Source organism: Providencia sp. PROV269 (genome assembly GCF_028477785.1).
GTDB lineage: Bacteria > Pseudomonadota > Gammaproteobacteria > Enterobacterales > Enterobacteriaceae > Providencia > Providencia rettgeri.
Window position 1 is genome coordinate 209,392 of sequence record NZ_JAMPLV010000002.1, and the last position, 16,251, is coordinate 225,642.

At 39.1% G+C, this 16,251-nt stretch carries 17 protein-coding genes; 8 read left to right on the top strand and 9 right to left on the bottom strand.

The features are described from left to right. Positions 1–175: 175 nt before the first annotated feature. The 3 genes from PR683_RS02275 to hxpB all read right to left on the bottom strand — a co-directional run bounded on the left by PR683_RS02275 (position 176) and on the right by hxpB (position 3,182). Positions 176–1,567, bottom strand: coding sequence for an L-cystine transporter (locus PR683_RS02275; protein WP_272581650.1), 1,392 nt, complete (start codon positions 1,565–1,567; stop codon positions 176–178). Between the two features lie 181 nt (positions 1,568–1,748). Then, positions 1,749–2,324: a metal-dependent hydrolase gene (locus tag PR683_RS02280; protein ID WP_109911238.1), complete on the bottom strand. Its 576-nt coding sequence runs from the start codon at positions 2,322–2,324 to the stop codon at positions 1,749–1,751. A gap of 192 nt (positions 2,325–2,516) precedes the next feature. Beyond that, positions 2,517–3,182, bottom strand: coding sequence for a hexitol phosphatase HxpB (gene hxpB / locus PR683_RS02285; RefSeq protein WP_123382036.1), 666 nt, complete (start codon positions 3,180–3,182; stop codon positions 2,517–2,519). A gap of 295 nt (positions 3,183–3,477) precedes the next feature. Here hxpB and PR683_RS02290 point away from each other — a divergent pair, with 295 nt between their 5' ends. Beyond that, entirely contained in the window at positions 3,478–4,017 is a 540-nt protein-coding gene (locus PR683_RS02290; protein ID WP_004910331.1) for a YniB family protein, read from the top strand. Positions 4,018–4,178: 161 nt separating this feature from the next. Here the strand turns inward: PR683_RS02290 and PR683_RS02295 are convergent, their stop codons facing one another. The 5 genes from PR683_RS02295 to PR683_RS02315 all read right to left on the bottom strand — a co-directional run bounded on the left by PR683_RS02295 (position 4,179) and on the right by PR683_RS02315 (position 8,990). Next, positions 4,179–5,048, bottom strand: coding sequence for a fructosamine kinase family protein (locus tag PR683_RS02295; protein WP_004910334.1), 870 nt, complete (start codon positions 5,046–5,048; stop codon positions 4,179–4,181). Positions 5,049–5,440: 392 nt separating this feature from the next. Beyond that, positions 5,441–6,307, bottom strand: coding sequence for a metal ABC transporter permease (locus PR683_RS02300; protein WP_042851806.1), 867 nt, complete (start codon positions 6,305–6,307; stop codon positions 5,441–5,443). After that, positions 6,300–7,190 carry a metal ABC transporter permease gene (locus tag PR683_RS02305; protein WP_109911241.1) on the bottom strand — a complete coding sequence of 297 codons (891 nt, stop codon included), beginning with the start codon at positions 7,188–7,190 and terminating at the stop codon, positions 6,300–6,302. The genes PR683_RS02300 and PR683_RS02305 overlap by 8 nt, the downstream gene beginning before the upstream one ends. Further along, on the bottom strand, positions 7,187–8,077 hold the full coding sequence (locus PR683_RS02310) for a manganese/iron ABC transporter ATP-binding protein (RefSeq protein ID WP_109911242.1): 891 nt from the start codon (positions 8,075–8,077) through the stop codon (positions 7,187–7,189). The genes PR683_RS02305 and PR683_RS02310 overlap by 4 nt, the downstream gene beginning before the upstream one ends. A 1-nt stretch (position 8,078) precedes the next feature. Next, positions 8,079–8,990: a metal ABC transporter substrate-binding protein gene (locus PR683_RS02315; protein WP_004910339.1), complete on the bottom strand. Its 912-nt coding sequence runs from the start codon at positions 8,988–8,990 to the stop codon at positions 8,079–8,081. Positions 8,991–9,273: 283 nt separating this feature from the next. Here PR683_RS02315 and PR683_RS02320 point away from each other — a divergent pair, with 283 nt between their 5' ends. After that, on the top strand, positions 9,274–9,927 hold the full coding sequence (locus tag PR683_RS02320; protein ID WP_109911243.1) for a transglycosylase SLT domain-containing protein: 654 nt from the start codon (positions 9,274–9,276) through the stop codon (positions 9,925–9,927). Here the strand turns inward: PR683_RS02320 and PR683_RS02325 are convergent. Further along, positions 9,921–10,625 carry a MarC family NAAT transporter gene (locus tag PR683_RS02325; RefSeq protein ID WP_004910345.1) on the bottom strand — a complete coding sequence of 235 codons (705 nt, stop codon included), beginning with the start codon at positions 10,623–10,625 and terminating at the stop codon, positions 9,921–9,923. The two genes, PR683_RS02320 and PR683_RS02325, sit on opposite strands and share 7 nt — an antisense overlap. A gap of 457 nt (positions 10,626–11,082) precedes the next feature. Between PR683_RS02325 and fos the strand changes: the two genes are divergently transcribed. The 6 genes from fos (at position 11,083) to infC (ending at position 15,944) form a co-directional block, all read left to right on the top strand. Next, on the top strand, positions 11,083–11,496 hold the full coding sequence (fos, locus tag PR683_RS02330) for a fosfomycin resistance glutathione transferase (RefSeq protein ID WP_109911244.1): 414 nt from the start codon (positions 11,083–11,085) through the stop codon (positions 11,494–11,496). Positions 11,497–11,599: 103 nt separating this feature from the next. Beyond that, complete coding sequence (locus PR683_RS02335) at positions 11,600–11,998, top strand: hypothetical protein (RefSeq protein WP_272581651.1); 399 nt, start codon at positions 11,600–11,602, stop codon at positions 11,996–11,998. Positions 11,999–12,100: 102 nt separating this feature from the next. Further along, the gene (locus PR683_RS02340; RefSeq protein WP_004910353.1) at positions 12,101–12,550 is read left to right on the top strand and encodes a methyltransferase family protein; all 450 of its coding nucleotides are present in this window, start codon (positions 12,101–12,103) and stop codon (positions 12,548–12,550) included. A 177-nt stretch (positions 12,551–12,727) separates the two neighbouring features. Next, positions 12,728–13,216 carry a hypothetical protein gene (locus PR683_RS02345; RefSeq protein WP_004910356.1) on the top strand — a complete coding sequence of 163 codons (489 nt, stop codon included), beginning with the start codon at positions 12,728–12,730 and terminating at the stop codon, positions 13,214–13,216. Positions 13,217–13,472: 256 nt separating this feature from the next. Beyond that, the gene (thrS, locus tag PR683_RS02350; RefSeq protein ID WP_004910357.1) at positions 13,473–15,401 is read left to right on the top strand and encodes a threonine--tRNA ligase; all 1,929 of its coding nucleotides are present in this window, start codon (positions 13,473–13,475) and stop codon (positions 15,399–15,401) included. A gap of 3 nt (positions 15,402–15,404) precedes the next feature. After that, positions 15,405–15,944: a translation initiation factor IF-3 gene (gene infC, locus PR683_RS02355; protein ID WP_071524538.1), complete on the top strand. Its 540-nt coding sequence runs from the start codon at positions 15,405–15,407 to the stop codon at positions 15,942–15,944. The last annotated feature ends 307 nt before the right edge of the window (positions 15,945–16,251 follow it).

Consider the following 16,251-nt stretch of genomic DNA (forward strand, 5'->3'; position numbering starts at 1 on the left):
AAGAAAACGTTGCTCAGGCTTTATTATCTTACGTAATTCCAGTTTATTGCAATATTATTTAGCACAAAAAACTGGTTTTTTTAATGTTCACCAAGATTAATAAAATTGACGTATTTGTGATAACCATAAAAAAACCTGCCAGAAGGCAGGTTTTTGTTTGAACTATGATGACAAATTAAACGTGTTTTAAATCTGCGTCATCATTTTGGTTGAATATCGCTTTATCGGTTTCACCCATCAATTGGCTAGTCACAGTACCTGCTGTCATTGAACCACTGACATTCAACGCAGTACGGCCCATATCAATTAATGGCTCAACTGAGATTAACAGAGCAACTAATGTGACAGGTAAGCCCATTGCGGGTAGTACAATTAACGCTGCAAAAGTTGCACCGCCACCAACACCAGCAACCCCTGCTGAACTGATAGTAACAATACCGACTAATGTCGCAATCCACAGTGGATCGAATGGGTTGATTCCCATTGTCGGTGCTACCATTACCGCTAACATTGCAGGGTAGATACCTGCACAACCATTTTGCCCAATCGTTGCACCAAAAGATGCTGAGAAACTAGCAATGGACTCAGGGATACCGAAACGACGTGTTTGTGTTTCAATATTCAGTGGAATACTTGCTGCACTTGAACGACTCGTGAATGCAAAGGTTAACACTGGCCCAGCTTTTTTAAAGAATTTAATCGGGTTTAAGCCTGTTGTCGCAACTAAAATACCGTGTATGACAAACATAATGCCTAATGCAACATAAGAGGCAATAACAAAGGTTCCTAAGTTGATGATGTCATGTAAGTTTGAACTTGCTACAACTTTAATCATCAGCGCCATCACACCATACGGCGTTAAACGCATTACTAAGCGAACTAATTTCATTGCCCAAGCTTGCATAACATCAATTGCAGCTAAGGCTTTTTCACCACGCTCTTTATCATCTTTAAACAATTGTAGTGCGGCAACGCCGAGGAAGGCAGCAAAAATAACGACACTAATAATCGATGTTGGATTTGCTCCAGTTAAATCCGCAAATGGATTTTTTGGAATAAATGATAAAATTAATTGAGGTACGGTTAAGTCAGAAACTTTCCCAATATAATTGCTTTCTATTGCAGATAAGCGAGCAGTTTCAGATTGACCTTGAACTAAACCTTCTGCGGTCAGGCCGAATACATTGGCAATTAAAATACCAACTAACGCAGCAATAGCAGTGGTAAATAACAAAGTGCCAATTGTTAAAAGGCTAATTTTACCCAGTGAAGAGGCTTTATGTAATCTTGCCACCGCACTTAGAATTGAAGCAAATACCAATGGCATAATCACCATTTGTAATAGCTGCACATACCCATTTCCGACAATATTAAACCACAGAATGGAGTCTTTTACCGTTTGGTGGCCACTACCGTACACGAGGTGCAGTATTACCCCATAGGCAACACCGAAAACCAGACCGACTAAAACTTTTTTAGATAGGCTCCAGCCTTTAGCCCCTAGTTTTGCCAACAGTATTAGTAGTGCTACAAAGCCGAGCACATTAATAATTAGAGGAATATTCATTCCGAACTCCAAATCATATTTTTATAAGGTGTGTTACTTGCCCTTTAATCCTTATTTGTTATAAGGATTTAGTTACTTCAAACAACTGGTTATATGTTATCAGCTGATAAAACACATTTCTTATACCAAAAAGTAATAAGATAGTATTATTCATACTTACATTATATGACAAAACTATAAATTATGTAGGGAAGTATGTATCTATTTGATTATGAATGTATTTTATAATCACATCAACGTGATTATAAAAATCGAATTGGTAACCTGCGGGTAATAAGCAGGCACAAACGGTCAAAATAATGGCAACAAAGCGTTCTCCACGTTGGCTATTTTTACCGCGGATCATGGGAAAACAAAAACGTTGGGGGAGTGGCCATAGTAACGGTACCCCCGAAGGCGTGAGCATATCGGCGACTAGATGGCTGATATAACCCAATAAAAAGGCTTGGATAATATCATTTGGGATTGCCCATTCTTTAGGTACCCATTGATAACAAGAAATCATCAATAGAAACCATGCAACTAGGCTATGAGTAAACCCACGGTGCCCACAAAGCTTGGAAATGGGTAATGAGAAAATCCGCAGTAATCGACCAGGAATTGAGGAGGGGTGGTCAATATCGGGCAATAATGCGCCTAATAAGGCTCCTGGAACCATGTGCAGCCAATCACCATGAGCAATCTCTGGGGTGATTTGAAGTTTATGAGCCATTATTAAAGAGGCGACGGAAAAAAGCAGATGCCCTTCAGCTGTCATGGTGGATAAAATACCATCTGTTTATCTATACAGTTGATTGGCAGTATAAAGTGTTTGAAAAGAATATGATAGTACTAGAAAGGTAAAAAAACTCTTATTTATTAGCAGATAAGGAAAGGATTTTATAAATTAACACAATTCCCCTACCTAAGTTAGATAGGGGAGAACACTTCTTAGACACACAAAGTATTCTTAACGTAAATGTTCAGCCTTTAAGTCATTCAGTGAGGCTAGTTTGATATCGGCTAAACCAAAGCGCGGATCATTAAAATGCTTGCTGTCAGGCACCACAATTGAACGCATTCTGGCCGCTTTTGCAGAAATCATACCGTTAAATGAATCTTCTAATGATGCGCAATTGACCGGTTTAGTTGATAACTCAGCTGCTGCTTTAAGATAAACTTCAGGATGAGGTTTACTCAAGGGTAAATTAGCCGCAGAAATAACCGCAGAGAAATAATCACGAATATCCAGAAGGTTTAATACTTTTTCCAACATGTATAAAGGAGAAGCAGAAGCCAGGGCAATTTTTAAATCCATTGACCGGCAAAGTTCCATGGCATGTTGCACACCGGGTAGAATAGGGCGAGTTTCTTCAACTAAGCCAACAACACGGTCAATGATGCGTTGTGTGGCTTCTTCTTGGCTGCATCCTTGCCAAGGGGAAGCGTGGTACCAAAGCTCCACCACATGGTCAATACGTAAACCTAAGGTATCAGGCAGGGTATCAGCAATTGAAACGTCGACACCCAATTGTGAAAAAATCTCAAGTTCAGCCTGTGCCCAAAAAGGTTCCGAGTCGATCAGTAAACCATCCATATCAAAAATGACCGATTGGATGGGAAGATTATGGTACATGTCAAAACTCCATTCATGTCGTATCTATTAACGAAGGAGCAATGATATCAGTAAACAGGCTTCAAGCGTATTACTTGAGGTCAGTATTAGGGCAATATTGAAGAATTATCGGACAGCATGAAGTAAAAATATAATGATAATTAATAACCATACTATTTTGATTAGTCTGAAAGTCTAAATATTGTTATCAATTATGAATTGAAATTTGGAGACGATGACTTTTTTCAGCTATGATTAGCGTTGAAAAATCATTGTAAAAATTTATCAAAAATAATAACGCTGAGGAAAAGCAGTAATGAATTACCATAATGCCAATTATGTCGCAATCGGCAAACGTATTCTGGGTTGGGTTGTTTTTCTGTTAGCATTAATTTCGACATTGGCGTCTTTAATTAAACTGGCTGGCATGAAGGGGCTTGCAGGTGAAGGGATCAATGCAGTCGCTAATGATTTTATTAAATTAATGGCGGAAATGGCCCGTCAAACTACGCCTTTCCTAAATTTCTTTTGGAATAACTCACCAGTACCTCAAGTTGCTAATGGGTTTTCTGGCAGCAATATCGGCTTTATCATCATTTTTATTTTTATTTTTGTTGGGCTTGCATTAAGTGCATCAGGTTTGCGCATGTACCGACAAATTAAGTTTATCCGTGAAAGCTTAGAAGACCACGTGATTATAGAAAAAGCAAAAGGCATAGACATCTCAAAAGAAGAACTAGAAGCTAAGGTAACTATTCCACGTCACACCATTTTCTCTCAATTTTTTCTTCTTTATTTTTGGCCAATTGTATTGGGGGTTGGCTTGTATTTTCTTCTACGCTTCCTTAACTGGTAATTTTCGTCATACGTCACGTTATGAGGGGGTTGGCTGCGTTTAGCTACTCGGGTCACATACTTATGTATGCTCCCAGAGATATCTGCACTTGCCGCCTACTCATAACGCGAATTATTTAGAAAATTAACTATTCGTCGTACTTAATATTAAAAAACAGGAGCTTATTTTTCGTTGAGTAGGTTATCAATAATTGTTTGTGCTTGGTGGTAGCTTTGTTCATTACCAAAGATATGGGCTTGATTGAGTAAATAATATAACTGATAGATTGGTTGCCTATCTAAAAATCCATTTGGCAATGGCCAAACACTTTGGTAGCCATCGATAATTTGGATCGGAAGTTCTTGATATAACGGTAACATCGCAATATCACATTCTCTATCGCCCCAATAACAGGCGGGGTCATACAGTACTCCTTCAATATTTTGAGTGATAGCACAGTTTGCTGGCCATAAATCACCATGTAATAAAGAAGGTTGTGGTTGATGTCCTGCAAGTTTGTCCTTAACAATATCGACAATTTGCTGAATATCGCTAAATACCATTCCTTTTTCGGAGGCGAGTTGTAATTGTAAGCCAATACGCTTTTCTGCAAAAAATGAATTCCAACGCTTTTCCCAGCCATTAGGCTGTACAATTGTGCTTAGCATTGTATCAAAATCAAACCCGTAACTAGGCTGCTCTTCCCATTGATGTAGACGTGCTAGTTGTTGACCAAAATGCCATGCATTGGTGTTATCGAAAGGTTTTAGAGGGAAATATTCGAGCAGAAGAAAACTATGGTGCTTATTACTGCCAACACCGTAAACTTTAGGAACGGTTATAGTTTGGCTTTTAGCGAGCATTTCAAGTTGTTCAGCCTCTTGTTTAAATAAAGGCAAAAACTCACGCCGATTTTGTTTAATGAACACGGTGTGTTCGCCATAGTCAATTCTTAACGTATGGTGAATATCACCACCAGAGAGAATGACTTTGTTACGTAGCTCCGCCTCACCTAAGTGTTCACTTAATAAACGACACATTGCTTGCCACATGACTCACCTCGCTCTGCTTTGGTCTTCATTAATATAATACTATAGCGGCAGTTTAGGAATTAACAGTGATAATTGCTTAAAAAGAAGCCGCTATCACGAAATAGTTAATTAATTATCAGGTTGATAACTATAATCAGAGAGTGACTCAAATTTAACGTGTGACGAACCAAATGAGAATGTTCAAATAATTGGAAATAAGTAGCTACAGAACTCACATTATCAGCGAGAAGCCTAGCAATGAAAGTTTATGAGGGATAAGTAGGGGCGGGATTAACGTTGTACGACGAAAATGCGTTAAAACATTAGGCTGGTAGTAAGTATTGATTGTTTTAATAAAAAGCTGAACTTACGAATTTGTAAGTTCAGCTTTTTACTTTTAGAGCATTCAATTATCAGGCTGTATGCATACTTTGTGGGTTAGCTTGCCCTTTTTTGCGGGCTAATACGATTTTGCTATACAGTAATGCAATCACAAAATACACAGCCTGTGTAACAACGATAGTTGGTCCGGTTGTTGCGTTGATGTGAAAACTCAGGATAGTCCCAATAACGCTCGATGTTACCGAAGCAATGATAGCGACGATGAGCATTTTCCCAAAACTACGGCATAACACAAAAGCAATGATGCCTGGGGAAATTAGCATTGCAATCACCAAAATAATACCAACTGCTTGCAATGAAGCAACAATGGTGAGAGCGAGTAGCGATAGCAAGCCATAATGGATTAACTTCACAGGCAAGCCAATGACTCGTGCTTGGTTAGGATCAAAGCAATACAACATGAAATCCTTACGTTTCAGTAGGATAATTGCAATGGTTACCCCTGCAAATAGTAATATTTGTTTAAACTCGCTATCGGTTATCCCTAAAATATCACCAAATAGAATATGCGTAAGGTGCTGTTCGGTATCTATTTTAGCAAACATAACCAAGCCGATAGCAAACATGCCTGAGAAGACGATACCCATCACCGTATCTTCTTTTATACGGCTATTTTCCTTTAAATAACCTGTAGCCACAGCACAAAACAAGCCAGATGCAAATGCCCCTATCGCTAATGGGATACCGAGTAAAGAAGCAATAATGATCCCCGGTAAAACGGCATGGGAAATTGCATCGCCCATCAATGACCAACCTTTCAATACTAAAAAGCAAGAGAGGATAGCGCATACCGTTCCGCTGACAATGGCTGTAATCAATGCTTTTTGCATAAAGGGAAATGCAAACGGAGCCATCAGTAAGTCAATGAAATCACTCATGAGATGCTCCTTGTTGGTGTGATTGGTGCAGCCGGGCGACTTCCTGTTTGGCTTTACGTTTTGAGGCAAAAATACCGTGCTTAGGTGCAAAGAAAAATGCCAGTAGGAAAATAATGGTTTGTAAGGTGACTATTAACCCACCTGTAGCACCATTAAGGAAATAACTGATATAAGCACCAACAGCACTGGTTACGGTACCAATCGTGACTGAAATAATGAGTAAGCGTTTAAATTGGTCGGTTAATAAATAGGCAGTCGCACCTGGTGTGACGACCATCGCAATCACAAGGATTGCGCCAACTGTTTGTAAAGCAGCAACAGTACACGCACTTAATAATGTGAAGAAAATAATTTTTAGGCGTAGAGGATTCAAACCTATTGAGCGTGCATGGCTTTCATCGAAAAAAACGGCTAATAAATCTTTCCATAAGCACAACAGGATAATAAATGAAACGCCGATAATAATTTCTACTTGTAATACGTCAGAATCCGCAATACCTAAAATATTACCAAAAATAATACTTTGTACATTAACAGATGTTGGATTCAATGAAACAATCAACAAACCTGCCGCGAAAAAAGTAGAAAAGATAAAGCCAATAACAGCATCTTCACGTAAACGAGTTAGATGCTTTATTAATGTCATGGCAAGTGCCGCAAGGATCCCGGTAAAAAAGGCGCCTGCCGCATAGGGTAAACCTAAAGCATAAGCACCCGCCACCCCAGGAACAACGGAGTGGGAGAGGGCATCTCCCATCAATGACCAGCCTTTCAACATCAAATACGCCGATAAGAATGCACAGACAGCACCAACAATGGCGCTGACCCAAATGGCTTTTATCATAAAATCATATTCAAAGGGCTGTAATAACATCTCAATCATTCGGAACCCTTAGCTTGGTTTTTTCGAACGGGTGCATCATGGTCATGACCATAGAATACAGCCGCTCTTTCATCATCGGTAATGACGGTGACAGAGCGCGGGTCATCATCGTCATGAAGCTCTTGACCAGACAGGTTAATATGACGCAATACACCACCGAAAGCTTGTTGCAGGTTTCGTTGCGTAAATGTCGTTTCAGTAGGCCCGCTCGCTAAAACAGTGCGATTGATTAAGATAACATGGTCGCAGAACTCAGGCACACTGCCCAAGTTATGAGTTGAAACGAGAATGAGATGGCCTTCGTCACGCAAACTACGTAGCAGGTCAATAATGGCATTTTCGGTTTTAACATCAACCCCAGTGAAGGGTTCATCGAGGAGTAAAACTTTACCTTCTTGTGCGAGCGCCCGCGCTAAAAAAACTCGTTTTTTCTGGCCTCCTGAGAGCTCGCCTATTTGTCGATGCTCAAGCCCTGCAAGGTCAACTCGCTCTAATGCCATTTTGACAGCGTCTTTATCTGCTTGTTTAGGGATGCGAAAAAAACCCATTTTGCCATAACGACCCATCATCACGACATCAGAAACGAGAACGGGAAAATTCCAATCTACTTCTTCTGTCTGTGGGACGTACGCAATCACGTTTTCTTTAAGCGCGGTTTTTATCGGTTGATCATTTAATGTCACACTGCCAGAAGATGGGGTGACAAGCCCCATAATAGTTTTAAATAGCGTTGACTTACCACTACCATTTACGCCAACTAAGGCACAAATAGAGCCACCAGAGATAGTAAAGCTTGCGTCATAGATAGCGGTGTGACCATTATTATATGTCACAGTCGCATCATCGACGATAAGATTCGGGTGTTCGAATTGACTTGAGTGATTCATATTACTGTGAAAATCCTTTCGCTATCGTGTCTACAGTCGTATTTAAAAGGTCAATATATGTTGGTACTGGGCCATCAGCAGTTGAAAGTGAGTCTACATATAATACGCCACCGTATTTTGCCCCTGTTTCTTTACTGACTTGGCGAGCCGGTTTGTCAGAAATTGTACTTTCACTGAATACTACAGGGATGTTGTATTTACGGACAGTATCAATTACCTTTTTTACTTGTTGAGGAGAGCCTTGCTCTTCCGCATTGATTGGCCATAAGTAGACTTCTTTAAAGCCGTAATCATTAGTTAAATAGCTAAATGCGCCTTCACTTGAAACTAACCAACGTTCATTTTCAGGAATGCGATTTAAGCGTTCACGCAAAGGGGCGTCAAGCTCAGCAATTTGTTGCGCATATTTTTTTGCATTGGCATTATATGTTTCAGCATTTTCAGGGTCATATTTGACCAGAGCTTGACGAATATTTTCAATATAAATCTTAGCATTAGCAGGAGACATCCATGCATGTGGGTTCGGGTTGTCTTTATACTCACCTTCACGGATTGGCATTGGCTCAATACCTTCAGTGACCACGACAGCAGGGACATTTTTAAAGTTTTCAAAGAAACGTTGGAACCACACTTCCAAATTCATCCCATTCCATAAGATTAAATCTGCGTCATAGGCTTTCATGATATCTTTAGGTGTCGGTTGATAACCGTGAATTTCTGCTCCAGGCTTTGTTATAGACTCGACAATTGCCGCGTCTCCAGCTACATTTTGAGCGATATCTTGAATAATAGTAAAAGTGGTTACGACTTTAAACTTTTTAGCAAAAGCAGGCTGACTAAAAAAGATGATTGCTATCAAAGCAAACATACTAGTTAGTAAAGGTGCAGATAACCGAGATACGTTCTTCTTCATAAAAGTTGACCCTGACATTATTGGTTTAGCGTTTATTAACATACAGTTGTTAAGGTTTATAACAATTATATTTTATATCTCAATTGATAATGATTATCAATATCAATTGAGAAAAATAAATATAAAAAGTGTGGAATAGCATTATTTGTCATTATAGGCTTCTAAGTCCCATGGTTATTTGTATGACTAAAACACGTCCTGAAGTAAAAGTTAAGTAAAAATTATTTTATTTTTCTTAGGATTAGTTATTCTGCCATCGGCTTTCATCGCAGAGGATTCGACAGTGAAAAAAATAATTGGCGGTACTTTTGTGTTACTGCTACTTGCAGGTTGTTCAAGCGAACCAGATAGGCCTATAACAAAACAGCGAATGTTAGAGCCTACCGGGCCAATAACAGCACAAAATACGGTATTTCCAAGAACGCCTTTTGATGAATTTATTCGTGACTCTGCGGCTCGTTACAGTGTTGATGAAACTTTAATTAGAGCGATTATTGAGGTCGAATCTAACTTTAGACCTGAAGTTGTCAGTAAATCCAATGCAATAGGTTTGATGCAGATTAAAGCTTCGACAGCAGGACGTGACGCCTATCGTTACCAAGGGAAATCGGGGGAGCCGAGTTCTCGTGACCTAAAAGATCCACAAAAAAATATCGATATTGGTACAGCTTATATTCGTATTTTAAGGGAACAGCACCTTGCGGGAATAAGCCATCCTCAGACATTATATTATGCAACGGTTGTTGCTTATGTGAATGGGGCTGGAGCGTTATTAAGAACGTTTGATAATGATAAAGGTCGGGCGATAGCGATGATTAATCGCTTATCACCGGAAGAGTTTTATCAGCATGTACAAACAAAGCACCCTGCACCGCAAGCTCCACGCTATTTGTGGAAAGTCAAAAATGCTTACAATGCACTAGCGATGTCTTATTGATATTCTCTCATTAAGTGTGGGAGTTGCGCGACAATTTCAACAATGCCGTTGATAACAAACTGCACTCCCATACAGATTAATAAGAACCCCATCACCCGCGCGATAGCATCAATACCACTGTTTCCAAGCCACCTCATGATAGAAGTTGCGCCTCTTAAACCAATCCAAACGATAAGACTTGCAATAAAAAAAGTAATCACGGGGGCAACTTTTAAGACCCATGGAGCAAAACTCACATTACCTTGTAATGATGCAGTGGAGCTGATGATCATCGCAATAGTTCCCGGGCCCGCAGTACTTGGCATTGCAAGGGGAACAAAGGCAATACTCGGTGATTCTTGGCGTTTTTTGGGGACATTTGGGTCATCAAGCGCATTGGTGGTCTGGTCTTCTCCTACATCACTACTAGGGAATAGCATGCCAAAGCCAATAAATGCCACAATTAATCCTCCGGCAATTCGCAGCCCTGGGATTGATATTCCAAATGTGTTCATGACTAATTGGCCTGCATAAAAAGCGATTGTCATGATTGCAAATACATAAATAGAGGCCAACAGCGATTGATGATCACGCTGTTCTTTTGTCATATTAGCAGAGATGCTTAGCATGACCGCAATTGCAGTTAAAGGGTTGGCAAGAGGAAGTAACAGTACCAGGCCAATACCAACGGCTTGAAATAGCTCAAAAAAGTTTGTCATGGAAGTTAGATTCAAGCTCCTGATTAATGTGAATAAAACACCTTATCCCAAATGATAGCAAAATTTCTTATAGATCTGTAGGTTAGCATTTATATCTAGTAAGGTGTTTTGTGGTAGGAGTACTGCGACAGTACTGATGAGTAAAAGTCAGTATTATTAATTTGTAGATAATTGGAGTTGTTCACATTAACTGTGGATAACCGTGGCCTTGAACTGTGAGTAACTTGTTTTTTTTGTTAAATAACAATTGGATGAGTTGTTGTGGTAAAAGTATTCAATTTTTATAGGCAAAAAAAAACCTTTTTATAGGGGGATAAAAAGGTTAAGGGCATTTCGTAACAGGTTGTCATTAAGTTGATATGGAATGTAGTATATCTGCTGCAATGTTATTTACTGATAATTTATGTAAATTCATTAAAAGAATTCAATGTAACAGACAACCCAAGAGTAAAAAAATATGTTAAACGGAATCAACCATTTAACTTTAGCGGTAACTGACTTAGATAAAAGTATTAGTTTTTATCAATCACTACTTGGTATGAAGTTACATGCGAGTTGGAAAAAGGGCGCCTATATTTCCTGTGGCGATTTATGGTTATGTTTATCATTAGATACAACTCGCCAATTTTTGTCCCCAGAAAAAACGGATTATACACACTATGCCTTTAATGTTGATGCGAAAGACTTTCTTATCGTTGTTGATAGGCTAATGCAAGCGAATGTCATTGTCTGGAAAGAAAATAAAAGTGAAGGAGATTCTTTTTATTTTCTTGATCCGGATGGCCACAAATTAGAATTACATGTAGGCGGTTTATTACAACGCTTAAAGAGCTGCCAAGAAAAACCGTATGAAGAAATGAAATTTTATTAAAAAGAGTTATGGATTTCTTTACAAAGGATTTTTAGTTTTAAAAATAGCTTTACGCAGAGTTGTATATCCTATTTTCAGTTAATTTTGAGTAATAGGAAAAAGAATGAAAAAACTTATAGCGACATTAGCCGGAGCGTCTATGCTATTAGTTTTGGCAGCCGCCATGGTACTAATCGTTTTTCCTCAGCAGTGGAAGCAAAGTATTTATCCGAATATAACTCAAGTCTTACCAACTTCACTCAGTGCTATTTTACCGCAGAGTTTAGCCAGTAATGATATTTGTAATAGCTTAGAGGATAACCTGCAAAGTTTTGCTAACTATCTTAAAGTGAATCAGGATATCGTTGATGTAAAAGGAATGAATAGCTTAGATGAACAACTGGCTAATATTCAAACCAGAATTGATTCTATGCCAAGTGATGTCCGAAATTTAGTTTGCCAGCAGGAATACAGTAAATTAGAAGGTTTAAAAAGTGTGTTTTCATTAGGTTCCAGTAACTAATCTTTTTGCAGTTAATATTACCCCTCTATCTATTCTTCCGCTCAAATTTATATATTCATATATGTTATGCTAATAACATCATGTTGGCTTAAGGGTAATGTAATGAATATATTTAAATTGCCATTATTGAATTGGTTAGTGGCTAATGGCATTGCGGTTTATTTTCTTTTCAGGCAAGGTCTTTTAGACTGGACATTTTCTGGTTGGATGGGAATTTTAGGTATATTAGTTGCGCTGGAGAGTGTGAGTTGGGTCGCGACGAGTCTTTACTACTTTTATAAACATAAAACATCACCAAACCCTACGGTTAAGGCAACGCATTTAGTCACTAATGGGCCTTATCGATTTTCACGTAATCCGATGTATTTAGCTTTTACATCAATGAGCTTGGCTTTAGCTTTTTTCTCGCACTCTTCTTACTTTTTGGTCGCAGGGCTAGTATTTTGGCTGATTACTGATTTATATACGATCCCACAGGAAGAGCGTTTTTTATCTGCATCATTTAAAAATGAGTGGGAAGATTACAGTAAGCAAACGAGACGTTGGTTATAGATTAGTAGAAATGAGACGCTTTATCATTTAATCTGTTTTGTATACTACAAAATTTATACAAAATATATTAAGGATAATAATGAACTATCAGGTTGCGCCATTTTGGATATATTCGGGTAAGCTCGCGTGTTTTATAGTGATTAGCGTATTTTTTGCTTTTTTTCGGTAAGTGGTTTTATGCTTTATTTATTTACCGTTGGGATTGTTTGGGCTGTCGTAGTCTCATTTAAAATTCATGGAATGAAAGAAAAAGGAATAATCTTAAAAAATAGCGATGTTTCTGATTGGATGGTATATGTGAATGGTATTCCAGTCCAAGAAAGAAGACAAACTCTGTCCAATCCCTGTTTTGCAACGATACAGCATGCGAAGTCATTCTTTAGTATTGCCTTTATTATTCGGGCGCTAATTCAAATTATCTTTTGTGTCTATTTATTTTGGCAAATAGAGAAATTAGATAACATTTTTGTACTATTATTCGGGTTAATTGCCACGTCCTACATCGTTTATTCATTATGGCAATCAATTCAATCGGTTATCATTCTTCAACAAAATAAGATAATCAGTGAAGAGTTAATCGCACCTAGTGGATCCCGTTGGTATCGTGTGTTTTTCAAGCAAAAAGAAAAACTATTTCCTGCATTGGATAACTTATTCATCATTTAATCGGGAAGGTGTTGATTTTTCATATGAAGAAGAACAATTCACGGTATTACGCTATCACCATAAAATAGGTCTGTGTTATCATTAGCAGTTGAGTTGCTCACGATGTAACGAAATAGGGCGTTTAAGTTTCCCATATTTGTGTACATATCTTGCATAGTGAAGTGAGAAATCGTTAGTAACGTATTGATTTATAACTTTGGAATAATCAAGCAAGTGATCTTTCGTGTGGGTCACCACTGCTGATAAGGATTTTTTAATGCCTGTTATTACTCTTCCTGATGGAAGTCAGCGTCAGTTTGACCATCCCGTTTCTGTGATGGATGTTGCTCGAGACATCGGAGCGGGTTTAGCTAAAGCCTGTATCGCGGGTCGAATTAATGGCGAACGCGTTGATGCATGTGAAATAATTGAACATGATGCAAATGTATCCATTATTACGAGCAAAGATGAAGACGGACTCGAAATTATTCGTCACTCTTGTGCTCACCTGTTAGGCCATGCAATCAAACAATTATGGCCAAACACTAAAATGGCGATTGGGCCGACTATCGACAATGGTTTTTACTATGATGTTGATTTAGACCACATGCTGACCCAGGAAGACTTGGAAAAGCTTGAAAAGCGCATGCTTGAGCTTGCCAAAACAGATTATGATGTGGTGAAAAAACGTGTTTCTTGGAGCGAAGCTCGTGAAACATTTGTGGCTCGAGGCGAAGACTATAAAGTTGAAATATTAGATCAAAATATTAGTCAAGATGACCGCCCTGGTTTATATCATCACGAAGAATATGTTGATATGTGTCGCGGTCCACACGTACCGAATATGCGTTTTTGCCACCATTTTAAACTACAAAAAGTGGCTGGTGCATACTGGCGTGGTAACAGCGATAACAAAATGCTGCAACGTATTTACGGCACCGCATGGGCTGATAAAAAACAATTGGCAGCCTATTTATTACGTTTAGAAGAAGCAGCTAAACGTGACCACCGTAAAATTGGTAAACAGTTAGATTTATACCATATGCAAGAAGAAGCGCCGGGAATGGCATTCTGGCATAATGACGGTTGGACAATTTTCCGTGAACTGGAAACCTTCGTACGCACTAAACTGAAAGCTTATAATTATCAAGAAGTGAAAGGGCCATTTATGATGGACCGCGTATTATGGGAAAAAACAGGTCACTGGGATAACTATAAAGACGCTATGTTCACGACGTCATCTGAAAACCGTGAATATTGTGTAAAACCAATGAACTGCCCAGGTCACGTACAAATTTTTAACCAAGGTTTGAAATCATACCGTGACTTACCATTGCGTATGGCAGAATTTGGCAGCTGTCACCGTAATGAGCCATCAGGTGCATTGCACGGCTTAATGCGTGTGCGTGGCTTTACTCAGGATGACGCACATATCTTCTGTACTGAAGAGCAAATCTTAAGTGAAGTCACTAGCTGTATTGAAATGATTTATGATGTTTACGCAACTTTTGGTTTCGAAAAAATTGTTGTAAAACTATCAACCCGTCCTGAAAAACGTATCGGTACTGACGAGATGTGGGACAGAGCGGAAGAAGACTTAGCCAACGCCCTGAAATCAAAAGGTATTGAGTTTGAATACCAACCAGGTGAAGGCGCATTTTATGGCCCGAAAATTGAGTTTACACTGTATGACTGCCTTGACCGTGCATGGCAATGTGGTACTGTCCAGTTAGACTTCTTCTTACCGGGTCGTTTGACAGCTTCCTATGTAGGTGAAAACAACGAACGTATCGTTCCTGTTATGATCCACCGTGCAGTGTTAGGTTCACTAGAACGCTTCATTGGTATCTTAACAGAAGAGTATGCAGGCTTTTTCCCAACATGGTTAGCACCACAACAAGTGGTTGTAATGAACATTACTGATAGCCAAGCAGACTATGTTCAAGAATTAGTAAGCAAGCTGCAAAGTGTTGGCATTCGTGCGAAAGCGGACTTACGTAACGAGAAAATCGGCTTTAAGATCCGTGAGCACACACTGCGTCGCGTCCCTTACATGTTAGTATGTGGTGATAAAGAAGTTGAATCAGGTAAAGTCGCTGTTCGTACCCGTCGTGGTAAAGACTTAGGCAGCCTTGATGTCAACGAATTCATGACAAAACTGCTTGAAGAGATCCGCAGTCGTCAACTCAATCAGATGGAGGAATAAGGTATTAAAGGCGGAAAAAAACTCCCAACAGCGCGTCCAAATCGAATTAACGATGAAATTCGCGCAACAGAAATCCGTGTCACTGGTTTAGACGGTGAGCAACTTGGTGTTATGAGTGTGCGTGAAGCCCTCTTTAAAGCAGAAGAAGCTGGTGTTGACTTAGTCGAAATCAGCCCAAATGCTGAACCACCGGTTTGTCGTATCATGGATTACGGTAAATATCTTTATGAGAAAAGCAAATCTCAGAAAGAACAAAAGAAAAAACAAAAAGTTGTTCAAGTGAAGGAAATTAAATTCCGTCCAGGAACAGACGAAGGCGACTACCAAGTTAAATTACGTAGTCTAATTCGCTTTTTGGAAGATGGTGACAAAGCTAAAGTGACACTGCGTTTTCGTGGTCGCGAAATGGCTCACCAACAGATTGGCTTGGAAGTGCTTAACCGCATCAAAACCGATCTGGATGAACTGGCATCTGTTGAATCATTCCCATCAAGGATTGAAGGACGCCAGATGATCATGGTATTGGCACCAAAGAAAAAATAATTAAGCCAGTATGGTTATAGCGAAGTAATTGCTAGAGTCTAGCAGCGCTCATTTTGGGCGCTGCTTCTCTGTTTTATCCGAGTTTTCTTTTTATTAATGATGAAAGTAATCTCATAGTAGCTAAGATACGGGTGTATTTTATGTCTTGTTATTTGCTTCATTAATGAATAAAGATAATTACGTCAAAGCAATATTTGGCCTCAATAGCCAAGTTTTCAAACAGTTCAGTGTGATTTATTGCAAGATTTACTTGAGTAATCCGGCAATAAGCATTAAAATCCGCGGTCGAATCACTTTGTCAGTGCAT

Coding starts and splice junctions, on each gene's coding strand:
- PR683_RS02345 (WP_004910356.1), top strand. CDS start 12,728: ATGCTTTATTTATTTACCGTTGGGATTGTTTGGGCTGTCGTAGTCTCA.
- PR683_RS02325 (WP_004910345.1), bottom strand. CDS start 10,625: ATGACAAACTTTTTTGAGCTATTTCAAGCCGTTGGTATTGGCCTGGTA.
- fos (WP_109911244.1), top strand. CDS start 11,083: ATGTTAAACGGAATCAACCATTTAACTTTAGCGGTAACTGACTTAGAT.
- PR683_RS02315 (WP_004910339.1), bottom strand. CDS start 8,990: ATGAAGAAGAACGTATCTCGGTTATCTGCACCTTTACTAACTAGTATG.
- PR683_RS02295 (WP_004910334.1), bottom strand. CDS start 5,048: ATGTGGCAAGCAATGTGTCGTTTATTAAGTGAACACTTAGGTGAGGCG.
- PR683_RS02310 (WP_109911242.1), bottom strand. CDS start 8,077: ATGAATCACTCAAGTCAATTCGAACACCCGAATCTTATCGTCGATGAT.
- thrS (WP_004910357.1), top strand. CDS start 13,473: ATGCCTGTTATTACTCTTCCTGATGGAAGTCAGCGTCAGTTTGACCAT.
- PR683_RS02340 (WP_004910353.1), top strand. CDS start 12,101: ATGAATATATTTAAATTGCCATTATTGAATTGGTTAGTGGCTAATGGC.
- hxpB (WP_123382036.1), bottom strand. CDS start 3,182: ATGTACCATAATCTTCCCATCCAATCGGTCATTTTTGATATGGATGGT.
- PR683_RS02305 (WP_109911241.1), bottom strand. CDS start 7,190: ATGATTGAGATGTTATTACAGCCCTTTGAATATGATTTTATGATAAAA.
- PR683_RS02280 (WP_109911238.1), bottom strand. CDS start 2,324: ATGACAGCTGAAGGGCATCTGCTTTTTTCCGTCGCCTCTTTAATAATG.
- PR683_RS02290 (WP_004910331.1), top strand. CDS start 3,478: ATGAATTACCATAATGCCAATTATGTCGCAATCGGCAAACGTATTCTG.
- PR683_RS02275 (WP_272581650.1), bottom strand. CDS start 1,567: ATGAATATTCCTCTAATTATTAATGTGCTCGGCTTTGTAGCACTACTA.
- PR683_RS02300 (WP_042851806.1), bottom strand. CDS start 6,307: ATGAGTGATTTCATTGACTTACTGATGGCTCCGTTTGCATTTCCCTTT.
- PR683_RS02335 (WP_272581651.1), top strand. CDS start 11,600: ATGAAAAAACTTATAGCGACATTAGCCGGAGCGTCTATGCTATTAGTT.